Origin of the sequence: Brachybacterium sp. UNK5269 (genome assembly GCF_049266655.1) — a bacterium.
Classification (GTDB): domain Bacteria; phylum Actinomycetota; class Actinomycetes; order Actinomycetales; family Dermabacteraceae; genus Brachybacterium.
On record NZ_CP184883.1, the window covers coordinates 2238560 to 2260090 of the forward strand.

The 21531-nt window shown below is 72.9% G+C and carries 18 protein-coding genes; 5 read left to right on the forward strand and 13 right to left on the reverse strand.

What is annotated here, in order from left to right:
• Nucleotides 1-219: 219 nt before the first annotated feature.
• The 8 genes from ACOJUI_RS10450 to ACOJUI_RS10485 all read right to left on the reverse strand — a co-directional run bounded on the left by ACOJUI_RS10450 (nt 220) and on the right by ACOJUI_RS10485 (nt 8215).
• Entirely contained in the window at nt 220-717 is a 498-nt protein-coding gene (locus tag ACOJUI_RS10450; protein ID WP_422114904.1) for a hypothetical protein, read from the reverse strand.
• On the reverse strand, nt 707-1825 hold the full coding sequence (locus ACOJUI_RS10455) for an MraY family glycosyltransferase (protein ID WP_422114905.1): 1119 nt from the start codon (nt 1823-1825) through the stop codon (nt 707-709). The genes ACOJUI_RS10450 and ACOJUI_RS10455 overlap by 11 nt, the downstream gene beginning before the upstream one ends.
• Nucleotides 1822-2760 carry an L-threonylcarbamoyladenylate synthase gene (locus ACOJUI_RS10460; RefSeq protein WP_422114906.1) on the reverse strand — a complete coding sequence of 313 codons (939 nt, stop codon included), beginning with the start codon at nt 2758-2760 and terminating at the stop codon, nt 1822-1824. Before ACOJUI_RS10460 ends, ACOJUI_RS10455 begins: the two co-directional genes overlap by 4 nt.
• The gene (locus ACOJUI_RS10465) at nt 2757-3665 is read right to left on the reverse strand and encodes a N5-glutamine methyltransferase family protein (protein WP_422114907.1); all 909 of its coding nucleotides are present in this window, start codon (nt 3663-3665) and stop codon (nt 2757-2759) included. Before ACOJUI_RS10465 ends, ACOJUI_RS10460 begins: the two co-directional genes overlap by 4 nt.
• The gene (prfA, locus tag ACOJUI_RS10470) at nt 3662-4798 is read right to left on the reverse strand and encodes a peptide chain release factor 1 (RefSeq protein ID WP_422114908.1); all 1137 of its coding nucleotides are present in this window, start codon (nt 4796-4798) and stop codon (nt 3662-3664) included. Before prfA ends, ACOJUI_RS10465 begins: the two co-directional genes overlap by 4 nt.
• 84 nt (nt 4799-4882) lie before the next feature.
• A complete protein-coding gene (gene rpmE / locus ACOJUI_RS10475) occupies nt 4883-5095 on the reverse strand; it encodes a 50S ribosomal protein L31 (protein ID WP_422114909.1) in 213 nt (70 codons plus the stop codon).
• Between the two features lie 127 nt (nt 5096-5222).
• Nucleotides 5223-6206 (reverse strand): LacI family DNA-binding transcriptional regulator, encoded by a 984-nt coding sequence (locus ACOJUI_RS10480; protein WP_422114910.1) that lies wholly within the window; start codon nt 6204-6206, stop codon nt 5223-5225.
• Nucleotides 6203-8215, reverse strand: a complete 2013-nt coding sequence (locus ACOJUI_RS10485) for an aldo/keto reductase (RefSeq protein WP_422114911.1) — start codon at nt 8213-8215, stop codon at nt 6203-6205. The genes ACOJUI_RS10480 and ACOJUI_RS10485 overlap by 4 nt, the downstream gene beginning before the upstream one ends.
• A gap of 200 nt (nt 8216-8415) precedes the next feature.
• Here ACOJUI_RS10485 and ACOJUI_RS10490 point away from each other — a divergent pair, with 200 nt between their 5' ends.
• The 4 genes from ACOJUI_RS10490 to ACOJUI_RS10505 are packed head-to-tail and all read left to right on the forward strand — an operon-like array spanning nt 8416 to nt 11623.
• A complete protein-coding gene (locus ACOJUI_RS10490) occupies nt 8416-9738 on the forward strand; it encodes an extracellular solute-binding protein (protein WP_422114912.1) in 1323 nt (440 codons plus the stop codon).
• Nucleotides 9735-10733 (forward strand): carbohydrate ABC transporter permease, encoded by a 999-nt coding sequence (locus tag ACOJUI_RS10495; protein ID WP_422114913.1) that lies wholly within the window; start codon nt 9735-9737, stop codon nt 10731-10733. The genes ACOJUI_RS10490 and ACOJUI_RS10495 overlap by 4 nt, the downstream gene beginning before the upstream one ends.
• Nucleotides 10730-11428 carry a carbohydrate ABC transporter permease gene (locus tag ACOJUI_RS10500; protein ID WP_422114914.1) on the forward strand — a complete coding sequence of 233 codons (699 nt, stop codon included), beginning with the start codon at nt 10730-10732 and terminating at the stop codon, nt 11426-11428. Before ACOJUI_RS10495 ends, ACOJUI_RS10500 begins: the two co-directional genes overlap by 4 nt.
• A 9-nt stretch (nt 11429-11437) precedes the next feature.
• A complete protein-coding gene (locus ACOJUI_RS10505; protein ID WP_422114915.1) occupies nt 11438-11623 on the forward strand; it encodes a hypothetical protein in 186 nt (61 codons plus the stop codon).
• A 68-nt stretch (nt 11624-11691) separates the two neighbouring features.
• Here the strand turns inward: ACOJUI_RS10505 and rho are convergent, their stop codons facing one another.
• The 5 genes from rho to lysA all read right to left on the reverse strand — a co-directional run bounded on the left by rho (nt 11692) and on the right by lysA (nt 18916).
• On the reverse strand, nt 11692-13725 hold the full coding sequence (gene rho / locus ACOJUI_RS10510) for a transcription termination factor Rho (protein ID WP_422114916.1): 2034 nt from the start codon (nt 13723-13725) through the stop codon (nt 11692-11694).
• 323 nt (nt 13726-14048) lie between these two features.
• Complete coding sequence (thrB, locus tag ACOJUI_RS10515; protein ID WP_422114917.1) at nt 14049-14963, reverse strand: homoserine kinase; 915 nt, start codon at nt 14961-14963, stop codon at nt 14049-14051.
• Nucleotides 14960-16018 (reverse strand): threonine synthase, encoded by a 1059-nt coding sequence (gene thrC / locus ACOJUI_RS10520; RefSeq protein WP_422114918.1) that lies wholly within the window; start codon nt 16016-16018, stop codon nt 14960-14962. Before thrC ends, thrB begins: the two co-directional genes overlap by 4 nt.
• A 5-nt stretch (nt 16019-16023) precedes the next feature.
• Nucleotides 16024-17382 carry a homoserine dehydrogenase gene (locus ACOJUI_RS10525; protein WP_422114919.1) on the reverse strand — a complete coding sequence of 453 codons (1359 nt, stop codon included), beginning with the start codon at nt 17380-17382 and terminating at the stop codon, nt 16024-16026.
• 121 nt (nt 17383-17503) lie between these two features.
• On the reverse strand, nt 17504-18916 hold the full coding sequence (gene lysA / locus ACOJUI_RS10530) for a diaminopimelate decarboxylase (protein ID WP_422114920.1): 1413 nt from the start codon (nt 18914-18916) through the stop codon (nt 17504-17506).
• 338 nt (nt 18917-19254) lie between these two features.
• On the opposite strand from lysA, the gene ACOJUI_RS10535 reads away from it, so the two are divergent.
• Nucleotides 19255-21531: a bifunctional alpha,alpha-trehalose-phosphate synthase (UDP-forming)/trehalose-phosphatase gene (locus ACOJUI_RS10535; RefSeq protein WP_422114921.1), complete on the forward strand. Its 2277-nt coding sequence runs from the start codon at nt 19255-19257 to the stop codon at nt 21529-21531.

Sequence of the window (21531 nt, forward strand, 5' to 3'; positions counted from 1 at the left end):
GGACTGGTGTCTGCGGTGTTCAGCTCGATCTCCCAGGGTGGTGCGACCGTCGTGGACGGCCCGGATGGTCTGACTGGATCGAGGTCGTGCCCCGCAGATGCCGGGTCCGTCCGCCGATGGACGGCACGATGGCGTTCCCGGGGCCTCGATCAGCGCGTCCCAGGTCACGGTTATGCCCCGTGATCTGCAGTTCAGCGCCTCGGGAAGCATAACAGAGAGTCACGGCCGAACCTGGGGATCCGGCTCGTCCGTCGCGGCGTCCGGGGCCTGCACCTCGAGCGGGTGGCGGGCGCGCGCCAGCAGCACCGCCTCCACCACCACCGCCGAGACCGCGCCGACCAGCAGTGCCAGCCCGATCCACCGGGTGGAGACGCTCGCGAGGTCCTGGACGGCGACCAGGACGAGGATCACAACGAGCATCTTGACGGCCCAGCTGCCCAGCACCGTGGCGGCCATGGCCACCGGCGTCAGGCGCTTGCCCACGAAGGTGATCGCCACCGTCGGCAGCACCATCACCAGCGTGAGCGCGGTGCCGACGAGAGCGCCCAGCAGCGCCGAGGGGTCCTCGCGGGTCGCCGACACGGCGATCACCACGGCGTCGAGCAGCAGGCCGACGACGAGGGCCACCAGCGTCGCGCGCTGCATGGCGCGGTCGCCGGCGGCGCGGCGCGGACGGCGGGTGCGCGGGGTCGCAGGGCTCTGGGGTTCAGGAGACATGGGAGTCCTTCCGATGGCGCCCGGGGCGCCACCTGAGCGGGTCGAAGGTGAGCAGGAGCGCCAGCAGCAGGCCGCACGCCCAGAAGATCACCACGGCGCGGAGGGGGACCAGCAGCGGCAGCAGCAGTCCCACCGAGATCACGACGGTCCAGGTGTACATGATCAGCACGGCGGTGCGCTTGCTGTGGCCGATGCCCAGCAGACGGTGGTGCAGATGGGCCTGGTCGGCGTGGAAGGGGGACCTGCCCGAGCCGATCCGGCGCACCACCGCCAGCGCGAAGTCGAGGAAGGGGATCACCATCACCCCCATCGGGATCAGGATCGGCAGGAACTGGCCGAAGAAGTCCGCCCCGGAGAGGCGGCCGGGATCGACCTGGCCGGTCACCGCGATGGTGCTGGCCGCCAGCAGCAGTCCCAGCATCATCGAGCCGGAGTCCCCCATGAAGATCCGCGCCCGGGTCATGTTGTGCGGCAGGAAGCCCAGGCACGCCCCGATCAGCACCGCGGTCAGCAGCGCCGCGAGCGATGAGTAGTCGGTGGTGGAGGCGCTGCGGGTGAGCGTGTAGGCGTAGAGGAAGAAGGCCGAGCCGCCGATCGCCATCACCCCGGCCGCGAGCCCGTCCAGCCCGTCCACGAAGTTCACGGCGTTCATGCTGATCACCACCACCAGCACGGTGAGGATGAGGGCGGTGCGCCCGGAGAGCACGGTGACGCCGCCGATCGGCAGCGTCACCAGGCTCACGCCCTGCCAGGCGAGCAGCACGGCGGCCAGCACCTGCCCCGCGAGCTTGGTGACCCAGTCCAGGTCCCATTTGTCGTCGGCCGCCCCGAGCAGGCACACCAGGCCCGCGGCCGCGAGGATCGCGAAGGGCTGGCGGGAGTCCTGGAAGAGCCCCTCGAGGAAGGGGACGTTGCTCGCGATGAGCATCGCCGCGGCGACGCCGGCGAACATCGCCAGCCCGCCCAGCCGCGGCGTCACCGCGTCGTGCACGTCCCGGTCGCGCACCGCGGTCATCGCCCCGGCGCGCCGTGCCAGCAGTCTCACGGCAGGGGTGACCAGATAGGTCACCGCTGCGGAGATCAGCAGCAGGAAGAGATAGATCCTCACCCGGCGGTGCGCCCCGGCCGCGCCTCGGCCGGGCTCCCGTCCTCGGCGGCGGGCGCGTCGGCGGTGGCGAGCGGTTCGCCGAACCCGGTCAGGGGGGTCTCGGCGACCGGCTCCGGCTCGCTCGGGGAGGCGAGCTCCGGCTCGGAGGGCAGGTCGAGCACCCCGCCCGGCTCGACCTGCTCGGCCTGCGCCGCGGCGTCCTCGGGGACCGTTGCCCCGTCCTCGGGGGCGTCCGGGGCCTCGGCCGCGTCGGCGGCGTCGGCGGCGTCCTGGTCGGCCGACGGCTCGGGCTCGGGGGCGGTGAAGATGTCGCCGACCACCTCGATGATCCGCTCCCTGGTGATCGCGCCCTCGCGGACGATCTGCGCCGGGGTGACGGTGGTGTCCAAGATGGTGGAGCTGGAGCCGAGGCGGGCGAGCCCGCCGTCGAGGTAGATCTCGACGGAGTCGCCGAGCTGGGTGGCGGCCTCGAGCACCGTGGTGGCGGCGGGCCGGCCGTGGCGGTTGGCGCTGGAGACGGCGAGCGGGCCGGTGCGGCGCAGCAGCTCCAGGGCGGTCTCGTCGTCGGGCATGCGCAGCGCGACGGTGCCGCGGGTCTCCCCCAGGTCCCAGGTCAGGGAGGGCTGGGCGGTGAGGATCAGGGTCAGCGCGCCGGGCCAGAGCTCCTCGGTGAGCTCCTCGACGTAGTCCGGGAGGTCGGCGGCCAGGGCGAGCAGCACGGCGTGGTCGCCGATCAGCACCGGCGGCGGCGTGTCCCGCCCGCGTCCCTTGGCCTCGAGCAGGGCCTCGACCGCGGCCGGCGTGAACGCGTCGGCGCCGATGCCGTAGACGGTGTCCGTCGGCAGGACGATCAGGTCGCCGCTGCGGACGGCGTCGACGGCGGCGGCGAGGGCGTCCTCGCGGGTGTCTGGGTTCTGGGTGTCGTGCACGCTCACCGGGTCAGTCTCTCACTTCCAGGGGATGGTGCCCCGTCCGCGCGGCGCGCGACCAGGAAGCGGTCGCGGCCGGTCAGATCGGGGGCGGTTCTGATCAGGTCGAAGCCGCCGCTGTCGGCGGCGGCGGCGCGGGCGGCGGCGCCCTGCACGTCGGCATGCTCCATGACGAGCACTCCCCCGGGTCGCAGCAGGTGCACGGCCCAGGCGATCACGGCGCGCGGCACCCCGAGACCGTCGGCGCCGCCGCCGAAGAGGGCGCGGTGGGGGTCGTGATCCAGCACCTCCGCATCGCGGGGCACGGCATCCGGCGGGATGTACGGCGGGTTGGACAGGATCGCGTCGATGGGCGCGGCCGCCGCGAGCTGCGGGACCGGCCCGGTGAGGTCGGCCCGGACCACGCTGCCGCGGCCGGGACCGGCGGCCTCGAGGTTCTCCGCGCTCAGCGCCGCCGCGGCGGGCTCGACCTCGACCGCCAGCACCCGGGCGGCGGGGATCTCGTCGAGGACCGCGGCGCCCAGGGCGCCGGTGCCGGAGCACAGGTCCGCCACCAGCTCGAGCGGTCCGCGCAGGTGCTCGCGCAGCAGGTCCACGGCGAGCTCGGTCTCCGGGCGGGGGATGAAGACCCCGGGCCGCACGGTGAGCATCAGCCGGCGGAACGGGGCGCGGCCGAGGATCAGCTGCAGCGGTTCCCGGCGCTCCCGGCGGACGGTGAACTCCTCTAGCTCGGCGCCGAAGCTCTCCGGCAGCGTCTCCAGCAGCACCAGGGGCCGCTCGCTGCGGGCCGCGGCGGCGATCAGGGCCCGGGCGTCCACGCTCGGCGAGGGGACGCCGGCCTCGCCCAGTCGCCGGGTGGTCTGCGCGAGGGCGGCGCGCAGACGGGCGCGGACCGCGAGGTCGTCGCTCACCGGGTCTCCTCCGCGGCGCCGCGCTGGGCATCGGCCAGGCGGGCCGCCCGCTCGGCGGTGCGCGAGGACGCGATGAGGTCCTCGAGGTCCCCGGCGAGGACCTGGGCCAGGTTGCCGGCCTTGTAGCCGGTGCGGTGGTCGGCGACCCGCGACTCGGGGAAGTTGTAGGTGCGGATGCGCTCGCTGCGGTCCACGGTGCGCACCTGCGAGCGCCGGGCGGCGGAGGACTGCTGCTCCTGCTCGGCGCGGCGGGCGTCCAGCAGGCGGGTGCGCAGGATCCGCAGCGCCTGCTCGCGGTTCTGCAGCTGGCTCTTCTGGTCCTGGCAGGAGACCACGGTGCCGGTGGGCAGGTGGGTGATGCGCACCGCGGAGTCGGTGGTGTTCACGCTCTGCCCTCCCGGCCCGCTGGAGCGGAAGACGTCGATGCGCAGGTTGGCCGGGGCCATGGCCTCGGCGAGGACCTCGGCCTCGTCGGCCTCGTCGGCCTCCGGGAGCACCACCACCCCCACCGCGGAGGTGTGGATGCGGCCCTGCGACTCGGTGACCGGGACCCGCTGGACCCGGTGCACGCCCGCCTCGTGCTTGAGGCGGGCGTAGACGCCGTCGGCCGGGGTGCCGGTGCCGCGGGCGGTGATCGCGACGGTGACGTCCTTGAGGCCGCCCAGCTCGGACTCGGCGGAGGTCAGCACCTCGGTGCGCCAGCCCCGGGACTCGGCGTAGCCGCGGTACATGCGCAGCAGCTCGGCGGCGAACAGGGCGGACTCCTCGCCGCCGGCGCCGGCCTTGATCTCCAGGATCACGTCGCGGGCATCGTCCGGGTCGCGGGGGGCCAGCAGGTCCTCGAGCGTCTCCCGCTCGGTCGCGAGGCGGGTGCGGAGCTGCTCGGTCTCGGCGGCGAGCTCCTCGTCCCCCTCCCCCAGCTCGGCGAGCTCGAGGGCGGTCTCGAGGTCCGCGGCGGTGCTCTCGGCCTGCGCGGCGGCGGCGAGGACCGCGTCGAGCTCCGCATAGCGTCGGCCGACGCGGCGGGCGCGGGCGGGGTCGTCGTGGAGGGCGGGGTCGGCCAGCGACTCCTGCAGGCGGGCGTGCTCCTGGCGCAGGGGCGCGAGGCGGTCACCATCATCGGGCACGCTCATCGCACTCCTTCGTCATCGCGGGGCCCTCACATGCGACGACGCCGGTGCCCGCCCAGAGGCGCACACCGGCGTCGGAGACTGCTGTCAGGCGTTCTTCTTGCCGTAGCGGGCCTGGAAGCGGGCCACGCGGCCGCCGGTGTCCAGGATCTTCTGCTTGCCGGTGTAGAAGGGGTGGCACGCGGAGCAGACCTCGGTGCTGATGGCCCCGTCGGTCTTGGTGCTGCGGGTGGTGAACGAGTTGCCGCAGGTGCAGGTCACCTGGGTCTCGACGTACTGGGGGTGGATGTCAGCCTTCATGTCTCTCCTTCGTGAGGTCGCTGGGTCGGCGCCCGGCGGGCACCGTGAACCAGAACCGACCGCCCAGTCTGCCATGGCGGCCTCCGCCGACGCGAGGGCTCGCGGTGCGGCGTGCGCAACATCGCGCTCAGGTCGAGGCCCGCACCTCCAGCCGGTAGGGCACGACCCGGTGGGCGCCCGTCCCCCGCAGCGGCGCCGAGCCCTCCAGCATCCCGGCCACCAGGTCCACCGTCTCGCGGGCGACGGCCTCGATGTCGATCGCCAGGGTGGTGAGCTCGGGGGTGACCAGGGCGCCGATCTCGAGCCCGTCGACGCCGACCAGCCGCAGCCGCTCCGGCACCGCGACGTCGAGCGCCCGCAGCGCGCGCAGCAGCCGGACGGCCAGGACGTCGTTGAAGGCCACCAGCGCGTCGGCGCCGCCGGCCAGCACCGCCTCGAGCACCTCGCGGTGCCCGTGCAGGGGATCGGCCTCGTGGATCGGCACCGACCCGTCCTCGCTGACCGCGTGCAGCGCGGCGGCCACGGCGCGTGCCCGCTCCCCGACCGGGCCGCCGCGCAGATCGATCACCGCCGGCCGGCGCACGCCGGCCCGGCGCAGGTGCCCGGCCAGGTCCGCCAGCGCCTGCGCGGGGGCGAGCTCGACCACCCCGCCCTCGTCGAGCTGCTCGGGGGAGCCGTCCAGGCGCACCACCGGCATCCCGGCCCCGCCCCGGATCCCGCCGGTCAGCACCCCGTAGCCGACGATCGCATCGACCCGGCGGGCGAGCTCGGCGGCGACGTTCGCGGGGTCGGCGGCATGCTCGGCCTCCGCCAGCACGACGTTCCATCCCCGCGCCGCGCAGGCCCGCACCACCGCCGCCCCCAGCTCCGCGAAGTAGGCGTTGGACAGGTCCATGACGACCAGCCCGAGGGTGATCGGGCCCTGCTCGACCAGGCCGCGGCCGAAGCGGGAGGGGCGGTAGTTCAGCTCCCGGGCGGCGGCGAGCACCCGCTCCCGGGTGGCGGCGCTGATGCCGGCCATGTCGTTCATCGCGCGCGAGACGGTCTGCCGGGAGACCCCGGCGCGCTGCGCGACGTCGATGATCGTGGGCCGCCGCCCGGGGGTGCTCACCGGGACTCGGACCGCAGGTCCAGCCAGGCCAGCTCGGCCTCGGTCAGCTCGACCCCGAGTCCGAGCGTCGAGGAGCGCATCTCCGCGATGCTGCGGGGGCCGAACAGCGGGAAGGTCGGGAACTTCTGGTGCAGCACGAAGGCGAGCGCGATCGCGGTGGCGGGCACGCCCCGCTCCGCGCCGAGGGCTTCCGCCCGGGCCAGCCGCTCGAAGTTCTCGTCGCTGTAGTAGCAGCGCACCAGCTCCGCGTCGGAGCGGTCCTCGGGACGGGCGCGACCGGTGAAGAATCCGCGCGCCTGGGAGGACCAGGGCAGCAGCGCGATGCCGCGGTCCTCGAGCCAGGCCTTGGACTCGGCGTCGGTGGCGTGGACGCAGCCGGCCCACGGCACGTCCAGCGCCTCGGCGAGCCCGAAGTGGTTCGAGAGGATGGAGAAGCCGGTGCGGCCGTTGGCGCGGGCGTAGGCGTTGGCCTCGTCCACCCGCGCGGGCGTCCAGTTCGAGCCGCCGTAGGCGCGGATGCGGCCGGCGCGCAGGTGCTCGTCCATCACGTCGACGAACTCCCCGACCGGGATCTCCGGATTGTCGCGGTGCATCATGTACATGTCCGCGTAGTCGGTGCCCTGCCGCTCGAGGGACTCCTCGAGCTGGCGGGTGATTGACTCGGGGTCGCAGTGGGGGGTGTGCGCGCCCTTGGTGATGACCACGACGTCCTCGCGCACCCCGCGGTTGCGCACCCACTGCCCGAACAGCTTCTCGATGTGGCCGCCGCCGTAGATGTAGGCGGTGTCGAAGGTGGTGCCCCCGATCTCGAAGAAGGCGTCGAACATGGCCGAGGCGTGGGTGAGGTTCAGCTGGTTGTCGCAGCCCATCACCAGGCGCGAGACCTGCTTGTCGATCCCCGGGATGCTCCCGTAGGTCATCGCCGGTCCGACCTGCACGCTGCCCGCGACCAGCGGCCGGCCGGTGAGGGTGGGGACGTCGGCGTCGTCGGCCTCGAAGGGGTAGCGCAGTGCGATCTCCTCGCGCCAGCGGTCCAGCGCCCGCGCCTGACCGAGCGAGTTCTCCCCGCTGAGCTCGGGGACGGCCCCGCCCTCCCGGGCGGCCCGCGCGAGGGCGTCGGCCTCCAGGGCGTAGGGGGCGGCCGAGGGGATCTCCAGGCGCCGGGGATCCTCGCCGACCACGTCGAGCTCGATGACCTGCGCCTCGCCCAGGGTCCACGGGTCGGCCAGACGGATCACGCCGCGCGCGCCGGTGATCGTGGCCGACTGCGGGTCCGCCAGGCGGGTGCCGGTGCGCAGGCTGGCGGTGATCCCGCCCGGGAAGGTCAGCTGGGCGCCGGCCCATTCGTCGACCCCGGTCTCCCCCAGGGTGCCGCGGCCCCGCAGGCTCAGCGGGTCGGCGAAGGCCGCGCCCTGCGCGGCGCCGGCGACGAAGCGGGCGTAGGAGAGCGGGTAGCAGCCCACGTCCAGGATGCCGCCCCCGGCGGTGGCCGGGTCGAACAGGCGACCGGTGCGGCCGCGGGTGTCGAAGGAGAAGGAGGCGTCGATGTGGAGGATCTCGCCGATCGCGCCCTCGGCGACCAGCTCGAGGACCTTCACGGTCTGCGGGTGGAAGCGGTACATGTACGCCTCGAGGAGCACCCGGCCGCTGCGGGCGGCCAGATCGGTGAGCGCCATCGTGGTGCCGGCGTTCGGGGTCATCGGCTTCTCGCACAGCACGTGCTTGCCGGCCTCGAGGGCGGCGGCGACCAGCTGGGCGTGGCCGGTGTGGACGGTGGAGACGTAGACGGCGTCGACCTCGTCGGAGGCCAGGACCTCCTCGTAGGTGCCCACCAGGGCCGGCTGCTCGAGCGGGAACTCCTCGGCGAAGGTGCGGGCGCGCTCGGGAGAGGAGCTGCCCACGGCCACCAGCACGCCGTCGTGCGAGGAGGGCAGCTGGGTGGCGAAGCGGCGGGCGATGCCGCCCGGGCCGAGGACGGCCCAGCGGAAGGGTGCAGAAGAGGAGCTCATGGAGACGTCGTCGTCCTTCGGGTCGGGGTCGCGGGACGTCGCAGGCGGGGCCCGGACGTGCCGTGAACGTTCACGGCACTCCCACGCTAGCCGATGACGGTCCATGACCGCACCGTTGACACCATTTTGGCGCGCTGTCATGATCTGCGTCACCCGTGAACGTTCACGGCCCCGGACGCCACTCAATGAGGAGGGTGCGCATGAGCACCGCGACCGCACGTCAGCCCCACCGGAGCGCACCACCGCCGCGCCCCCTGTCCCGCCGGTCCCTGCTGGGAGGCGCGGCCCTGGCCCCGCTCGTCCTGGCCGGATGCGGATCCGACCCCAGCATCTCCGAGGACCCCGACGAACTGGTCATGTGGTACTGGGACCGCTCCGCCAGCCCGGAGCTGATCGCGCAGACCACCGGGCAGATCCCGGGCACGGAGCGCCATCTGCGGGCGGACCTCATCGGGACCTCCTTCGACACCAAGCTGCGCACGAGCCTGGCCGGCAAGGCGTACATCCCCGACATCACCTACATCAACTCCAACAACGCCCTCTACTTCACCAACGAGGACCTCTTCCTGGATCTCGGCGAGCTGGGCGCGGACGCGGTGAAGGACGACTTCTACGACTGGAAGTGGAATCTGGGGACCACCCCGACGGGTCGCTTCCGCTTCTTCCCGCTGGACATCGGGCCGACCGGCTTCTTCTACCGCCAGGACGTGTTCGAGCAGGCGGGGCTGCCCAGCTCCCCCGCGGAGGTCTCCGCCGCGATCACCACCTGGGAGGACTGGATCGCGCTGGGCACCGAGCTGAGGGGCGCCGCCGACGCCTTCATGGTCAACGACGCGCAGAACGTCTACGAGGCGTTCCTGAACTCGAGCCCGGAGCGCTACTTCGACGCGGACGACGCCGCGCTGTACCCGGCGCCCGACAGCGCCGTGCGCCGGGCCTGGGACACCGCGGTCGCCGCCATCGCGGCCGGCATCACCGCGAAGATCCCCCGGGACCGCGGCACCGACCAGAACGCGGCCTGGGCCGGCGGCCGCACCGCCGGGAACATCAGCGCGGCCTGGTGGACGCAGGTCCTGGCCGACTCCGCCCCGGACACCGCCGGGGCATGGCGCCTGGCCTCCCAGCCGGTGCGACCGGGCAACAACGGCGGCTCCTTCGCCGCCCTCCCCCACACCTGCAAGGACCCCGAGGCCGCGCTCGCGTTCCTGGTCTGGATCAACTCCCCGGCGAACCAGGCCGCGGCCTACCGGGACGTGCAGCTGTTCCCCTCCACACCCGCCTCCTTCGACGAGCTCAGCTACACCGGGGACTTCTACGGCGACCAGGATCCGCTGGCCTTCTTCTCGGCCGCCGCGGAATCCGTCCCCGAGTCGTTCATCAGCACCTGGGAGACCGTCATCGGCGGAGCCTTCACCCTCGAGCTCACCAATGTCGAGACCTCCGGCAAGGATCCGGAGCGGGCCTGGGACGACGCGGTCGCCCAGGCGGAGAAGGTGCTCGCCAAGCGAGGGGTCCGCGCATGACGACCACCGCCGCCCCGTCCGCCGTCTCCGCTCCCGCCCCGGGCCGGGCGCCGCTGCGGGACGCCCGCGCCAGGCGCCGCCGGAAGCTGCGCGAGACGCTGCCGCTGTACGCGGCCATCTCCCCCTTCTACGCGCTCTTCGCCGTCTTCGGACTCTTCCCCATCCTGTTCTCCGTGGTGCTGTCCTTCACCGACTGGGACGGGATGGGGGAGGTCTCCTTCGTCGGCCTCGCCCAGTACGAGTTCCTGATCCGCGACGGCCGCTTCTGGAACGCCGTCGGCAACACCTTCGTCATCTGGTTCCTCTCCACGGTCCCCATGCTGTTCCTCGCCATGGTGATCGCCTTCCTCCTGCACCAGAACATCCGCTTCACGAAGTTCTACCGGGTCGCGTTCTTCCTGCCCAACGTCACCTCGATGGTGGCGATGGCGATCGTGTTCGGCTCGGTCTTCTCCGACACCTTCGGGCTGGTCAACTCCGCGCTCACGGCGCTGGGCCTCGACGCGGTCCCCTGGCTGTCGAGCCCGTGGGGCATCAAGGCGACCATCGCGATGATGGTGATCTGGAGGTTCACCGGGTACAACGCCATCATCTATCTCGCCGGGCTGCAGTCCGTCCCCACGGACCTGTACGACGCCGCCAAGGTGGACGGGGCGAACCTGCGCCAGGTGTTCTGGCGGATCACCATCCCGCTGATGCGCCCGATCATCCTGTTCACGGTGATCACCTCGACCATCGGCGGCCTCAGCCTCTTCACCGAGCCGCAGGTGCTGCTGGGCAACGGGGGCGGCGCGGGCGAGGCGGGGATGACCATCGTCCTGTACCAGTACAACCAGGCCTTCACCCAGTTCGACTTCGGCTACGGCTCGGCGATCGCCTGGGCGCTGTTCCTCATCGCCGCGGTGTTCGCGATCATCAACTGGCGACTGGTCGCCGGACGCGGCGAGGACTCCGCCGCCCCTCTGCTCCGCTCGACGAGGAAGGCCCGCCGATGACCCTCCTGGATCCCCTGCCCCGCACCGATCCCACCGCCGGCCGGCCGATGAACCCGCACTACGCGGCGCGCGGCCGTCTCGCCGGCGTCGTCACCCACCTGTGCGTGATCCTCGGGGTGCTGCTGTCGATCTTCCCGTTCTACTGGCTGGTGGTGATGTCCACCTCGACCACCGCGGAGATCTTCGGGTACCCGCCGAAGCTGACCCTCGGCGACAGCTTCGTGGAGAACGTGCGCAGCGTCGTCGGGAGCGTCGACCTGCTGCAGTCGCTGCTGAACACCGTCATCGTCGCCGGCGCCTGCGCGGTGCTGGTGATGTTCTTCGACTCGCTGGCCGCCTTCGCCTTCGCGAAGTTCGACTTCCCGGGCCGCAGGCCCCTGTTCATCCTGCTCATCGCCACCATGCTGGTCCCCGGCAGCCTCTCCCTGGTGCCGAGCTTCATCCTCATGTCGGAACTGGGATGGGTGGGCACGCTGCAGGCGCTGATCGTGCCCGGCGCCGCGAACGCCTTCGGGATCTTCCTGCTGCGCCAGATGGCGGCGGGCTCGATCCCCGATGAGCTCATCGAGTCCGCGAGGATCGACGGCGCGGGCTTCTTCACGACCTACTGGCGGGTGGGGGTGCCGCTGCTGCGCGGCGGCCTCGCGTTCCTGGGCATCTTCACCTTCATCGGGGCCTGGAACGACTACGTGTAGCCGCTGATCGTGCTGGTCGATCCGGAGCGGCAGACCCTGCAGACCGCCCTGCAGAACCTGAACTCCCTGTACCTGACCGACTACGGGATGGTGATGGCCGGAGCGCTGATCAGCGTGCTGCCGCTGATCGGGGTGTTCCTGATCGGCTCGCGGCACTTCATCGCCAACATCGCCGCCGGCGCGATCAAGGGCTGAGGCCGCCTTCCGACGACGACGACGGGGCGGCTCCCCGCTGGGAGCCGCCCCGTCGTGTGCGCGGGAGATCAGTCGGCGCTGCGGCCGTTGACGCTCGGGGTGTTCTTGGCGACCGTCATCAGGAACTCGGGGTTGCTCTGGGTCTTCTTGACCCGCTCCATGAGGATCTCCAGCGCCTGCTGCTGCTCGAGGGCGCCGAGCACGCGGCGGAGCTTCCACATGATGGCGAGCTCCTCCTTGCCCATCAGCACCTCCTCGCGGCGGGTGCCGGAGGCGTTGACGTCCACCGCCGGGAAGATGCGCTTGTCCGCGAGGTGGCGCGAGAGCCGCAGCTCCATGTTGCCGGTGCCCTTGAACTCCTCGAAGATCACCTCGTCCATCTTCGAGCCGGTCTCCACCAGCGCCGAGGCGAGGATGGTCAGCGAGCCGCCGTGCTCGATGTTGCGGGCGGCGCCGAAGAACCGCTTGGGCGGGTACAGCGCCGAGGCGTCCACACCGCCCGAGAGGATGCGGCCGGAGGCCGGAGCGGCGAGGTTGTAGGCGCGCGAGAGGCGGGTCAGCGAGTCGAGCAGCACCACCACGTCGCGGCCCATCTCGACCAGCCGCTTCGCGCGCTCGATGGCGAGCTCGGCGACGATCGTGTGGTCCGAGGCGGGACGGTCGAAGGTCGAGGCGATGACCTCGCCCTTGACGGTGCGCTGCATGTCGGTCACCTCCTCGGGGCGCTCGTCGACGAGCACGACCATGAGGTGGACCTCGGGGTTGTTCGTGGTGATCGCGTTGGCGATCTGCTGCATGACGATCGTCTTGCCGGCCTTCGGCGGCGAGACGATCAGGCCGCGCTGGCCCTTGCCGATCGGCGAGACCAGATCGATCAGTCGCGGGGCGATCGCGGTGGGCGTGGTCTCCAGGCGCAGGCGCTCCTCCGGGTACAGCGGGGTGAGCTTGGAGAAGTCCACCCGCGAGCGGGCCCGCTCCGTCGGCATCCCGTTGACGGTGTCGACCTGCACCAGGGCCGCGAACTTGCCGGGGTTGGCACCGCCGCTGCCCTTGCCGCGGCGGTTGCGGTTGCCGCCCTGGTAGGAGGGCTGCTCGACCTGGTGGTCCTCGCCGTCGCGGGGAGCCTTCACCTGGCCGGTGATGGCATCGCCCTTGCGCAGGCCGGCGCGCTTGACCTGGTTCATGGTGACGAACACGTCGCTGGGGCCGGGCAAGTAGCCGGTGGTGCGGACGTAGGCGTTGTTGTCGCGGATGTCGAGGATGCCGGCGATGGGCATCAGCTCCTCGCCGTCGCGCACGTCCGCCTCGTCCGGCGCGGAGCTCTGCTGGGGCTGGCTGCTGCGCGGGCCCTGGGGGCTCTGCTCCTCGCCGGGGCCGCCGCGGCCGCGGCGCTTGCGGTCGCGGGAGCGGTTCCGGCTGCGGGAGCGGCCGCGGCGGTCGTCGTCGTAGCCGTCGCCGCCCGCCCGGTCCTCGTCGCTCTCGCCGGAGCGGTCCGGGAGCTCGATGTCCTCGAGCCGGCGGCGCTGCGCGCCGCCCTGCTGGCGGTCCTGGCCGCGGGAGCCCTGCTGGCCGGCACCCTGCTGGCCGGAGCCCTGCTGGCGGTCCTGGCGGGACTGGCCGTCGCGGCGATCGGCGCCGGAGCGGGGCTCCTCGCCGTGCTCGTCGCGGTCCTGGGCGCGGCGCTCGCCGCGGCCGCGGCCGGGCTCGGGCAGCTCGAGCCCGAGGTCGGGGGTGGTGGCGGCCTGCTCGCGCTCGGCGCCCTGGTCACCGCCGCGGGAGCGGGAGCGGCTGCGGCCGGCGGTGCGCTGCTCCGGCTGCGCCGGGGCGGACTCGGCCGGGGCGGGCTCGGCGGGGGCGGACTCGGCCGGCTCGGTGGGCAGCGCGGGCTGCTCGCTCTGCTCGCCGGGGGCGCTCTGCTCGCTGGGGGCGGGCGCGGTCGGGGCCGAGGCGGCGCCGGAGGCGGAGCCGCCTGCGCGGATCGCGTCGATCAGCTCGCCCTTGCGCAGGCGGCGAGCTCCTCTGATGCCGAGCTCGGCTGCGATGGCCTGCAGCTCGGGAAGCTTCTTCGCCGCAAGGTCTGCGCCGGAGGTGGTGTCGTTCACCCGGGTTCCTTCCTGTCGAGCCGTGTGATCGGCTCTGTTCTGGTCTGGGTGCCGCGCAGCGCCGGACGGGGATGTCAGGTGCCGCAGCGGCTGGTCCGAGCAGGGGTGGTGCCCACGGTGCAGGGCATCCGTGAGCGGCCTGCTGGTGTGCTTCGGGGTGCGTCGGCGTCGTGCACGGGCCTGCCGGGCATGACGTGCGTGGTGCGCGAGGACCATGCGGGACGCCGGTCGAGGAACACATCGGAACGCGGAGCTCTGCGCGCAGCATCCCCAGGGGATCTGCTGCAGGGTTCACGGTCGGGCGATGACGCCTGGACGCAGGCTCAACCTACCACAGGGGCGCTGGGGACCTGCCGGAGGGCGACGTCGGCGATCCGCCAGGCGGAGGGGTCGACCACGAAGGCCCGCACCAGCGGGGCCAGCTCCGCACGGCGGGCCGAGAGCACCAGCACGGAGGGGCCCGCGCCGGAGACCACGGCCGGATGGCCCTCCCGGCGCAGCACCCGCATCAGCTCGACGCTCTCGGGCATGCCGGGGGCGCGCTGGTCCTGGTGGAGCCGGTCCTCGGAGGCCTCCATGAGCAGCTCGGGGTCACCGGCGAGGGCGTGGACCAGCAGCGCGGAGCGGGCGGCGTTGAAGGCCGCGTCGCGGTGCGGGACGGTCTCGGGCAGCAGGTCCCGGGCGCGGTGGGTGGACAGGGTGGCCCGGGGCAGCAGCACCACCGGCTGCAGGACGCCCTCGGCATGGCGCAGCGGGACCGCGCGGGCGGTGGCCCCCTGCATCCAGGACAGCACCACCCCGCCGAGCAGGGCGGGGGCGGCGTTGTCGGGGTGCCCCTCGAACTCGGTGGCCAGCTCCAGCACGGCCTGGTCGTCGAGCGCCTCGGGCTCGGCGAGCATGCCGCGGGCCAGCAGCAGCCCCGCCACGGTCGCGGCCGCGCTCGAGCCCAGCCCCCGGCCGTGGGGGATCCGGTTCACGGCCCGCAGATGCAGCCCGGTCTGGGGGGCGCCGGCGTGGTCGAGGCCGCGGCGCAGGGCCCGCACCACCAGGTGGTCCTCCCCCGCCGGCAGCGACTGCGCGCCCTCGCCCTCGACCGTGACCTCGACGCCGCCGGTGGTGGCCTCGACCGAGAGGTCGTCGCACAGGTTCAGCGCCAGTCCGAGCGAGTCGTAGCCGGGGCCGAGGTTCGCGGAGGTCGCCGGGACCCGGACGGAGATGCGGGTGTGCTGGATCCTCACAGGCCGATGGCCTCCGCCGCGGCCGCGATGTCCACCGGGATCACGGTCGGGGTGAGGTCGTGCTGGGACAGGGCGGTGTCGATGTCCTTGAGTCCGTTGCCGGTGACGGTGATCGCGATGGTCGCCCCGGCGGGGACCAGTCCGCGCTCGGACTGCTGCAGCAGCCCCGCCACGCCCGCCGCCGAGGCGGGCTCGACGAAGATGCCGACCTCGGCTGCCAGGAGCTTCTGGGCGTCGAGGATCTGCTGGTCGGTGACGGCGTCGATGAGGCCGCCGGAGTGGTCGCGGGCCTCGACCGCCAGGTGCCAGGAGGCGGGGGCGCCGATCCGGATGGCGGTGGCGATGGTCTCCGGATGCGTGATCGGGTGACCGGCCACGAAGGGGGCGGCGCCGGCGGCCTGGAAGCCCCACATCTGCGGCAGCGAGTCGGTGACCCCGGCCTCGTGGTACTCGCGGTACCCCATCCAGTAGGCGGAGATGTTGCCGGCGTTGCCGACGGGGAGCACGTGGATGTCGGGGGCCCGCCCCAGGGCGTCGCTCACCTCGAAGGCGGCGGTCTTCTGCCCCTGCAGGCGGTAGGGGTTGACGGAGTTCACCAGCTCGATCGGGTGCTCGGCGTCGAGCTTGCGCGCGATCTCGAGGCAGTCGTCGAAGTTCCCGTCGACCTGGATCAGCCGGGCGCCGTGCACCACGGCCTGGGCGAGCTTCCCGGCGGCGATCTTCCCCTGCGGCAGCAGCACCGCGCAGGTCAGTCCCGCGGCGGTGGCGTAGGCGGCGGCCGAGGCGCTGGTGTTGCCGGTGGAGGCGCAGACCACGGCCGAGGCGCCGTCGTTCAGGGCCTTCGACATCGCCGAGACCATGCCGCGGTCCTTGAAGGAGCCGGTGGGGTTCATCCCCTCGACCTTGATGTGCACGTCCGCACCGACGGCGGCCGACAGGGCCGGGGCGGGCACCAGCGGGGTGCCGCCCTCGCCGAGGGTCAGCAGGGTGTCGGTGTCGGCGAAGGGGAGGTGCTCGCGGTACTCGGCGAGGACGCCGCGCCACTGGTGTGCCATGGGGTTTAGTCTCCTTCGATGCGCAGGACGGAATCGATGCTCAGCACCGTCGAGGTGGCGGAGAACACGTCGAGCGACGCGGTCATCGACGACTCCAGCGCGCGATGGGTGCTGATGCCGATGTGCGCGGAGGCCGGCTCACCCCCGTCGTCCTGCGGATCGATGAGCTCCTGATGGATGGTGGAGATGGAGATCCCGTACCCGGAGAGGGTGCCGGCGATCTCGGCGAGCACACCCGGGCGGTCCTGCACGGTCAGCGAGACGTAGAAGGCGCTGCGCAGCTCGTCGAGCGGGATCAGCTCGAGCTCCGCGTACCGCGACTCCCGCGGCCCCACGCCGCCGCGCACCCGGGCCCGGGCGGCGGAGACCACGTCGCCGAGGATTGCGGAGGCGGTGGGGGCACCGCCGGCGCCCTGGCCGTAGAACATGAGCGATCCGGCGGCCTCGGCCTCGATGAACACGGCGTTGTAGGCCTCGGAGACTGAGGCCAGCGGATGCGTCTCGGGGATCAGCGCGGGGTAGACGCGGGCCGAGATGCGCTCCCCGTACTCCTCCTGGATCCGCTCGACGATCGAGAGCAGCTTGATGGTGCGCCCCATCCGCCCGGCCGCGGCGATGTCCTGCGCGGTGACCTCGGTGATGCCTTCGCAGTGGACGTCGGAGAGCCGCACCCGGGTGTGGAAGGCGAGGGAGGCGAGGATCGAGGCCTTGGCGGCGGCGTCGTGCCCCTCCACGTCGGCCGTCGGGTCCGCCTCGGCGTAGCCGAGCTCCTGCGCGGTGGCGAGCGCGTCCTCGAAGCTCGCCCCGGTGCTGGTCATGGCGTCCAGGATGTAGTTGGTGGTGCCGTTGACGATGCCCAGCACGCGCTGGATGCGGTCGCCCGCGAGGGACTCGCGCACCGGGCGCACCAGCGGGATGGCGCCGGCGACGGCGGCCTCGAAGGAGAGGTCCACGCGGTGGTCGTCGGCCGCCTCGTAGAGGGAGACGCCGTCCTGGGCCAGCAGCGCCTTGTTGGCGGTGACCACGCTCGCGCCGTGCGCCATCGCGTCCAGCAGCAGGGAGCGGGCCGGCTCGATGCCGCCCATCACCTCGATCACCAGGTCCGCCTCGCGCACCAGCTGGGAGGCGTCCTCGGTGAGCAGGTGCGCGGGCACGTGCTGCCCGCGATCCCGGCCGCGGTCGCGCACGGCCACGCCGATCACCTCGAGGCGGGCGCCGATGCGGTGGGCCAGCTCCTCGCCCTGCTGGGAGAGCAGGCGCAGCACCTCGCCGCCGACGGTGCCGGCACCGAGCACGGCGACGCGCAGGACGGGCAGATCCTCGGCGAGGGGGGTCACCGGGCTGCCGGGAACGGGCTGTGACATGGGCGAAGGGGTCCTTCCACACGGTCCGACGGGACGGGCGAGGCGGGCGTAGGCACTGTATCCGAGGGCGGGGTCGCCGCGTGACCGTCCGTGAACGAATGCGGCCCGGCGGGCGGCGAGGTCAGCCCTGGTCCAGGCCCAGCAGGTCCTCCTCGGTCTCCCGGCGCAGCAGGGTGCGGATCTCGCCGTCGCGCACCGCGACCACCGGCGGCCGAGGGACGTGGTTGTAGTTCGACGCCAGCGAGTAGCAGTAGGCGCCGGTGACCGGCACCGAGATGAGGTCGCCGCGCCGCACGTCCGCGGGCAGGTACTCGTCCTTGACCACGATGTCGCCGCTCTCGCAGTGCTTGCCCACCACCCGCACCACCTCGGGCGGGGCGTCCGAGACCCGCCCGGTCAGCAGGCACGAGTAGTCGGCGTCGTACAGGGCGGTGCGCACGTTGTCGCTCATCCCGCCGTCGACGGAGACGTAGAGGCGGTGGTGGGGGCCGCCCAGGCGGACGTCCTTGACGGTGCCGACGGAGTAGAGGGTCTGGGTGGAGGGGCCGGCGATCGCGCGGCCCGGCTCGAAGGACACGTGCGGCACCGCGAGGTCGAGCTCATGGCACTGCTTCTCGACGATGCCGGCGATCCCCGCGGCGAGCGTCTCGGGCGTGGCCGGGGTGTGCTGGGTGTTGTACATGACGCCGAAGCCGCCGCCCAGGTCGAGCTGGTCGATGGTGTGGCCGAGCTCGTCGCGCACCCGGGCCACGAGCTCCAGCACGCGGCGCGCGGCGACCTCGAAGCCGCCGGTGTCGAAGATCTGGGAGCCGATGTGGGAGTGCAGGCCGATCAGGTCCAGCGTCGAGCGCTCCAGCACGCGGCGCACCGCCTCGAAGGCGACGTCCCCGGTGAGGGAGAGCCCGAACTTCTGGTCCTCGTGCGCGGTGGCGATGAACTCGTGGGTATGGGCCTCCACCCCGGTGGTCACCCGCAGCATCACCGCGGCCCGCACCCCGAGCTCTGCGGCGATCTCGGCGACCAGGTCGATCTCGCCGAGGGAGTCGATGACGATCCGTCCCACCCCGGCCTGCAGGGCGCGGCGGATCTCGGCGAGGGACTTGTTGTTGCCGTGCAGCGCGATCCGCTCGGCGGGGAAGCCGGCGCGCAGGGCCACCGCGAGCTCCCCGCCGGTGCAGACGTCCAGCCCCAGCCCGTCCTCGTCCATCCAGCGGGCGACGGCGCCGCACAGGAACGCCTTGCCCGCGTAGTAGACGTCGGATCCGCGGTGGGGGCGGAAGGCCTCGGCGAAGGCGTCGCGGAAGCGGCGCGCGCGGTGGCGGAAGTCGGTCTCGTCGAGCACAAAGGCGGGGGTGCCGACCTCCTCGGCGATGCGGTGCACGTCCACGCCGCCCACCTCCACGGCGCCGTCGGCCGTGCGCCGGGTGGTCTCGGACCAGAGCCCGTCGATCAGGTGGTTGACGTCCGCGGGGTACGGCAGCCAGGTGGGGGCGGCATCGTTGCCGTGAAGGGCTCCGGCTTCGTGGGCGCGCATGCTCTGCTCCTGGTCCTCGCACCATCCTGCTCGCGGGCGGGGTGCGGAGCAGGTCTGCGCCGTCGGCGCCCTACGAGGGTAGGCGGGCGCGGGCGCGGGCGGCAGTCCCGTCCGCCTCCCGGGCTGCTCGTCCAGCACCTCCCGTCCGCCCGGTCGGAGACTGTTCTCGCAGGTCGCAGGCGCAGATGAGGCATGGTTCCCGCGCCTGCGGCCGCGGGCCGGTGACCGATCGCACTTGATAGTGTCGGGGCGTCGGCGCGGGAGCCGTGCCCCGCCGCCTCCGGTCGCCGGGCGCCGGCTCCCTCCGCCACCTCGTCCGACCATCCGAAGGAGTTCCGGTGCCCACTGCAGCATCCCCCCACGGCGGCTCTCATCAGCTCGTCGTCGTCGCCAACCGACTGCCCGTCGACGCCCAGACCCTCCCCGACGGCTCCACCGAATGGGTCACCAGCCCCGGCGGACTGGTCACGGCGATGGAGTCCGTGATGCGCACCGTCGACTCCGGTGCCTGGGTGGGCTGGGCCGGCGGACCCGGCCAGCCGCCGGAGCCCTTCGAGGCCGACGGGATGAGCCTGTACCCCGTGCGCCTCGAGCAGGAGGAGATCGAGCGGTACTACGAGGGCTTCTCCAACGGCACCCTGTGGCCGCTGTACCACGACGTCATCGTCGGCCCCGAGTTCCACCGCACCTGGTGGGACTCCTATCTGACCGTCAACCGCCGCTTCGCCCGGGCCGCCGCCCCGGTGACCGCGCCGGGCGGGACCATCTGGGTCCACGACTACCAGCTCCAGCTGGTGCCGCGGATGATCCGCGACGAGCGCTCCGACGTGCGGATCGGGTTCTTCAACCACATCCCCTTCCCCTCCGTCGAGCTGTTCTCCCAGCTGCCCAAGCGCAACTCGATCCTGCGCGGGCTGCTCGGCTCCGACCTGGTCGGCTTCCAGCGCGAGAGCGACTCCCTGAACTTCGTCAACTCCGTGCGCAAGCTGCTGGGCTACCACGTCGAGGGCATGACCATCTCGGTGCCCGGGCTGGGCGCCGCCCCGGTGCGGGAGGTGCAGGTCCAGACCTTCCCGATCTCGATCGACTCCCAGGCCGTCTCCGCCCTCACCGAGGACCCCGAGATCCGCGAGCGCGCCGAGGCCCTGCGCCGGGACCTCGGCGATCCCGAGAAGGTGGTGCTCGGGGTGGACCGCCTGGACTACACCAAGGGCATCCGGCACCGGCTCAAGGCCTGGGGCGAGCTGCTGGACGACGGCTCGATCGATCCGCACGACGCGGTGATGATCCAGATCGCCACCCCCTCCCGGGAGCGCGTGGAGGCGTACCGGCAGCTGCGCGACGAGGTCGAGCTGACCGTCGGCCGGATCAACGGCGAGCACGCCCCGATCGGCCGTCCCGCCGTCTCCTACCAGCACCACTCCTTCGACCGCCGCGACATGACGGCGCTGTACATGGCCGCCGACGTGGTCCTGGTGACGGCCCTGCGCGACGGCATGAACCTGGTGGCCAAGGAGTACGTGGCCTCCCGGCCCGACCTGCGGGGGGTGCTGGTGCTCAGCGAGTTCGCCGGCGCCGCCGACGAGCTGCGGGCCGCGGTGATGGTCAACCCCCACGACATCGACGACCTCAAGTCCGCGATCCTGCGCGCCCTGGCGATGCCGGTCGAGGAGCAGGAGGAGGCGATGCGCTCCCTGCGCCATCAGGTGCTCGAGCACGACGTGCAGACCTGGGCCCACAACTTCCTGGGCGCCCTCGAGGAGGCCGGGAGGCCGGAGCCGAAGACCGCGCCGGTGGTGCGGCTGACCGGCGACCGCATCACGGCGCCGGAGGAGCTCGACACGGCGCTGCGCACCTTCGCCAAGGTGCCCCGGCTGCTCATCGCCTCCGACTTCGACGGGGTGCTGGCCCCGATCGTCGCCGACCGGGACGCCGTCCAGCCCGACCAGCAGGCGCTGTCCACGCTGCGGGAGCTCTCCGAGCTGCCCGGGGTGGCCGTGGCCCTGGTCTCCGGCCGCGCCCTCGCGGACCTCGACTCCCTGACCTCCATGCCCCATTCGGTGGTGCTGGTGGGATCGCACGGCGCGGAGGTCGGGGCGCTGCCGCCGTGGATGCAGGCCGAGGTGCTGGACCAGTCGGCGCTGTCGATGACGCCGGAGAAGGAGGCGCTGCTGGCGTCGATCACCTCCACCCTGCGGCGGATCGCCCGCGCCCATCCGGGCACGGAGGTCGAGGTCAAGCCCACCGCGGCGGTGCTGCACACCCGCAACGCCAAGCGCCGCGGCGGCATCAACGCCACCGAGTCGGCCCTCGAGTACGCGGTCACCCTGCCGGAGGTCACCGTCACCCCCGGCAAGGAGGTCGTGGAGTTCGCGGTGGTGCCCACCTCGAAGGGCGTGGCGGTCGACGCGCTGGCCCGGGCGAGCGCCGCGGACGCCTGGCTCTACCTCGGCGACGACGTCACCGACGAGTCCGTCTTCGCGCAGCTCGGCGAGCACGACCTGGGCATCAAGGTCGGCGAGGGCGACACCGCGGCCGGGCTGCGGGTGGCGGGCACCGAGGACGCCCGCGAGGTGCTGGCGCGACTGCTGGCCCTGCGCGGCGAGCGGGACTGA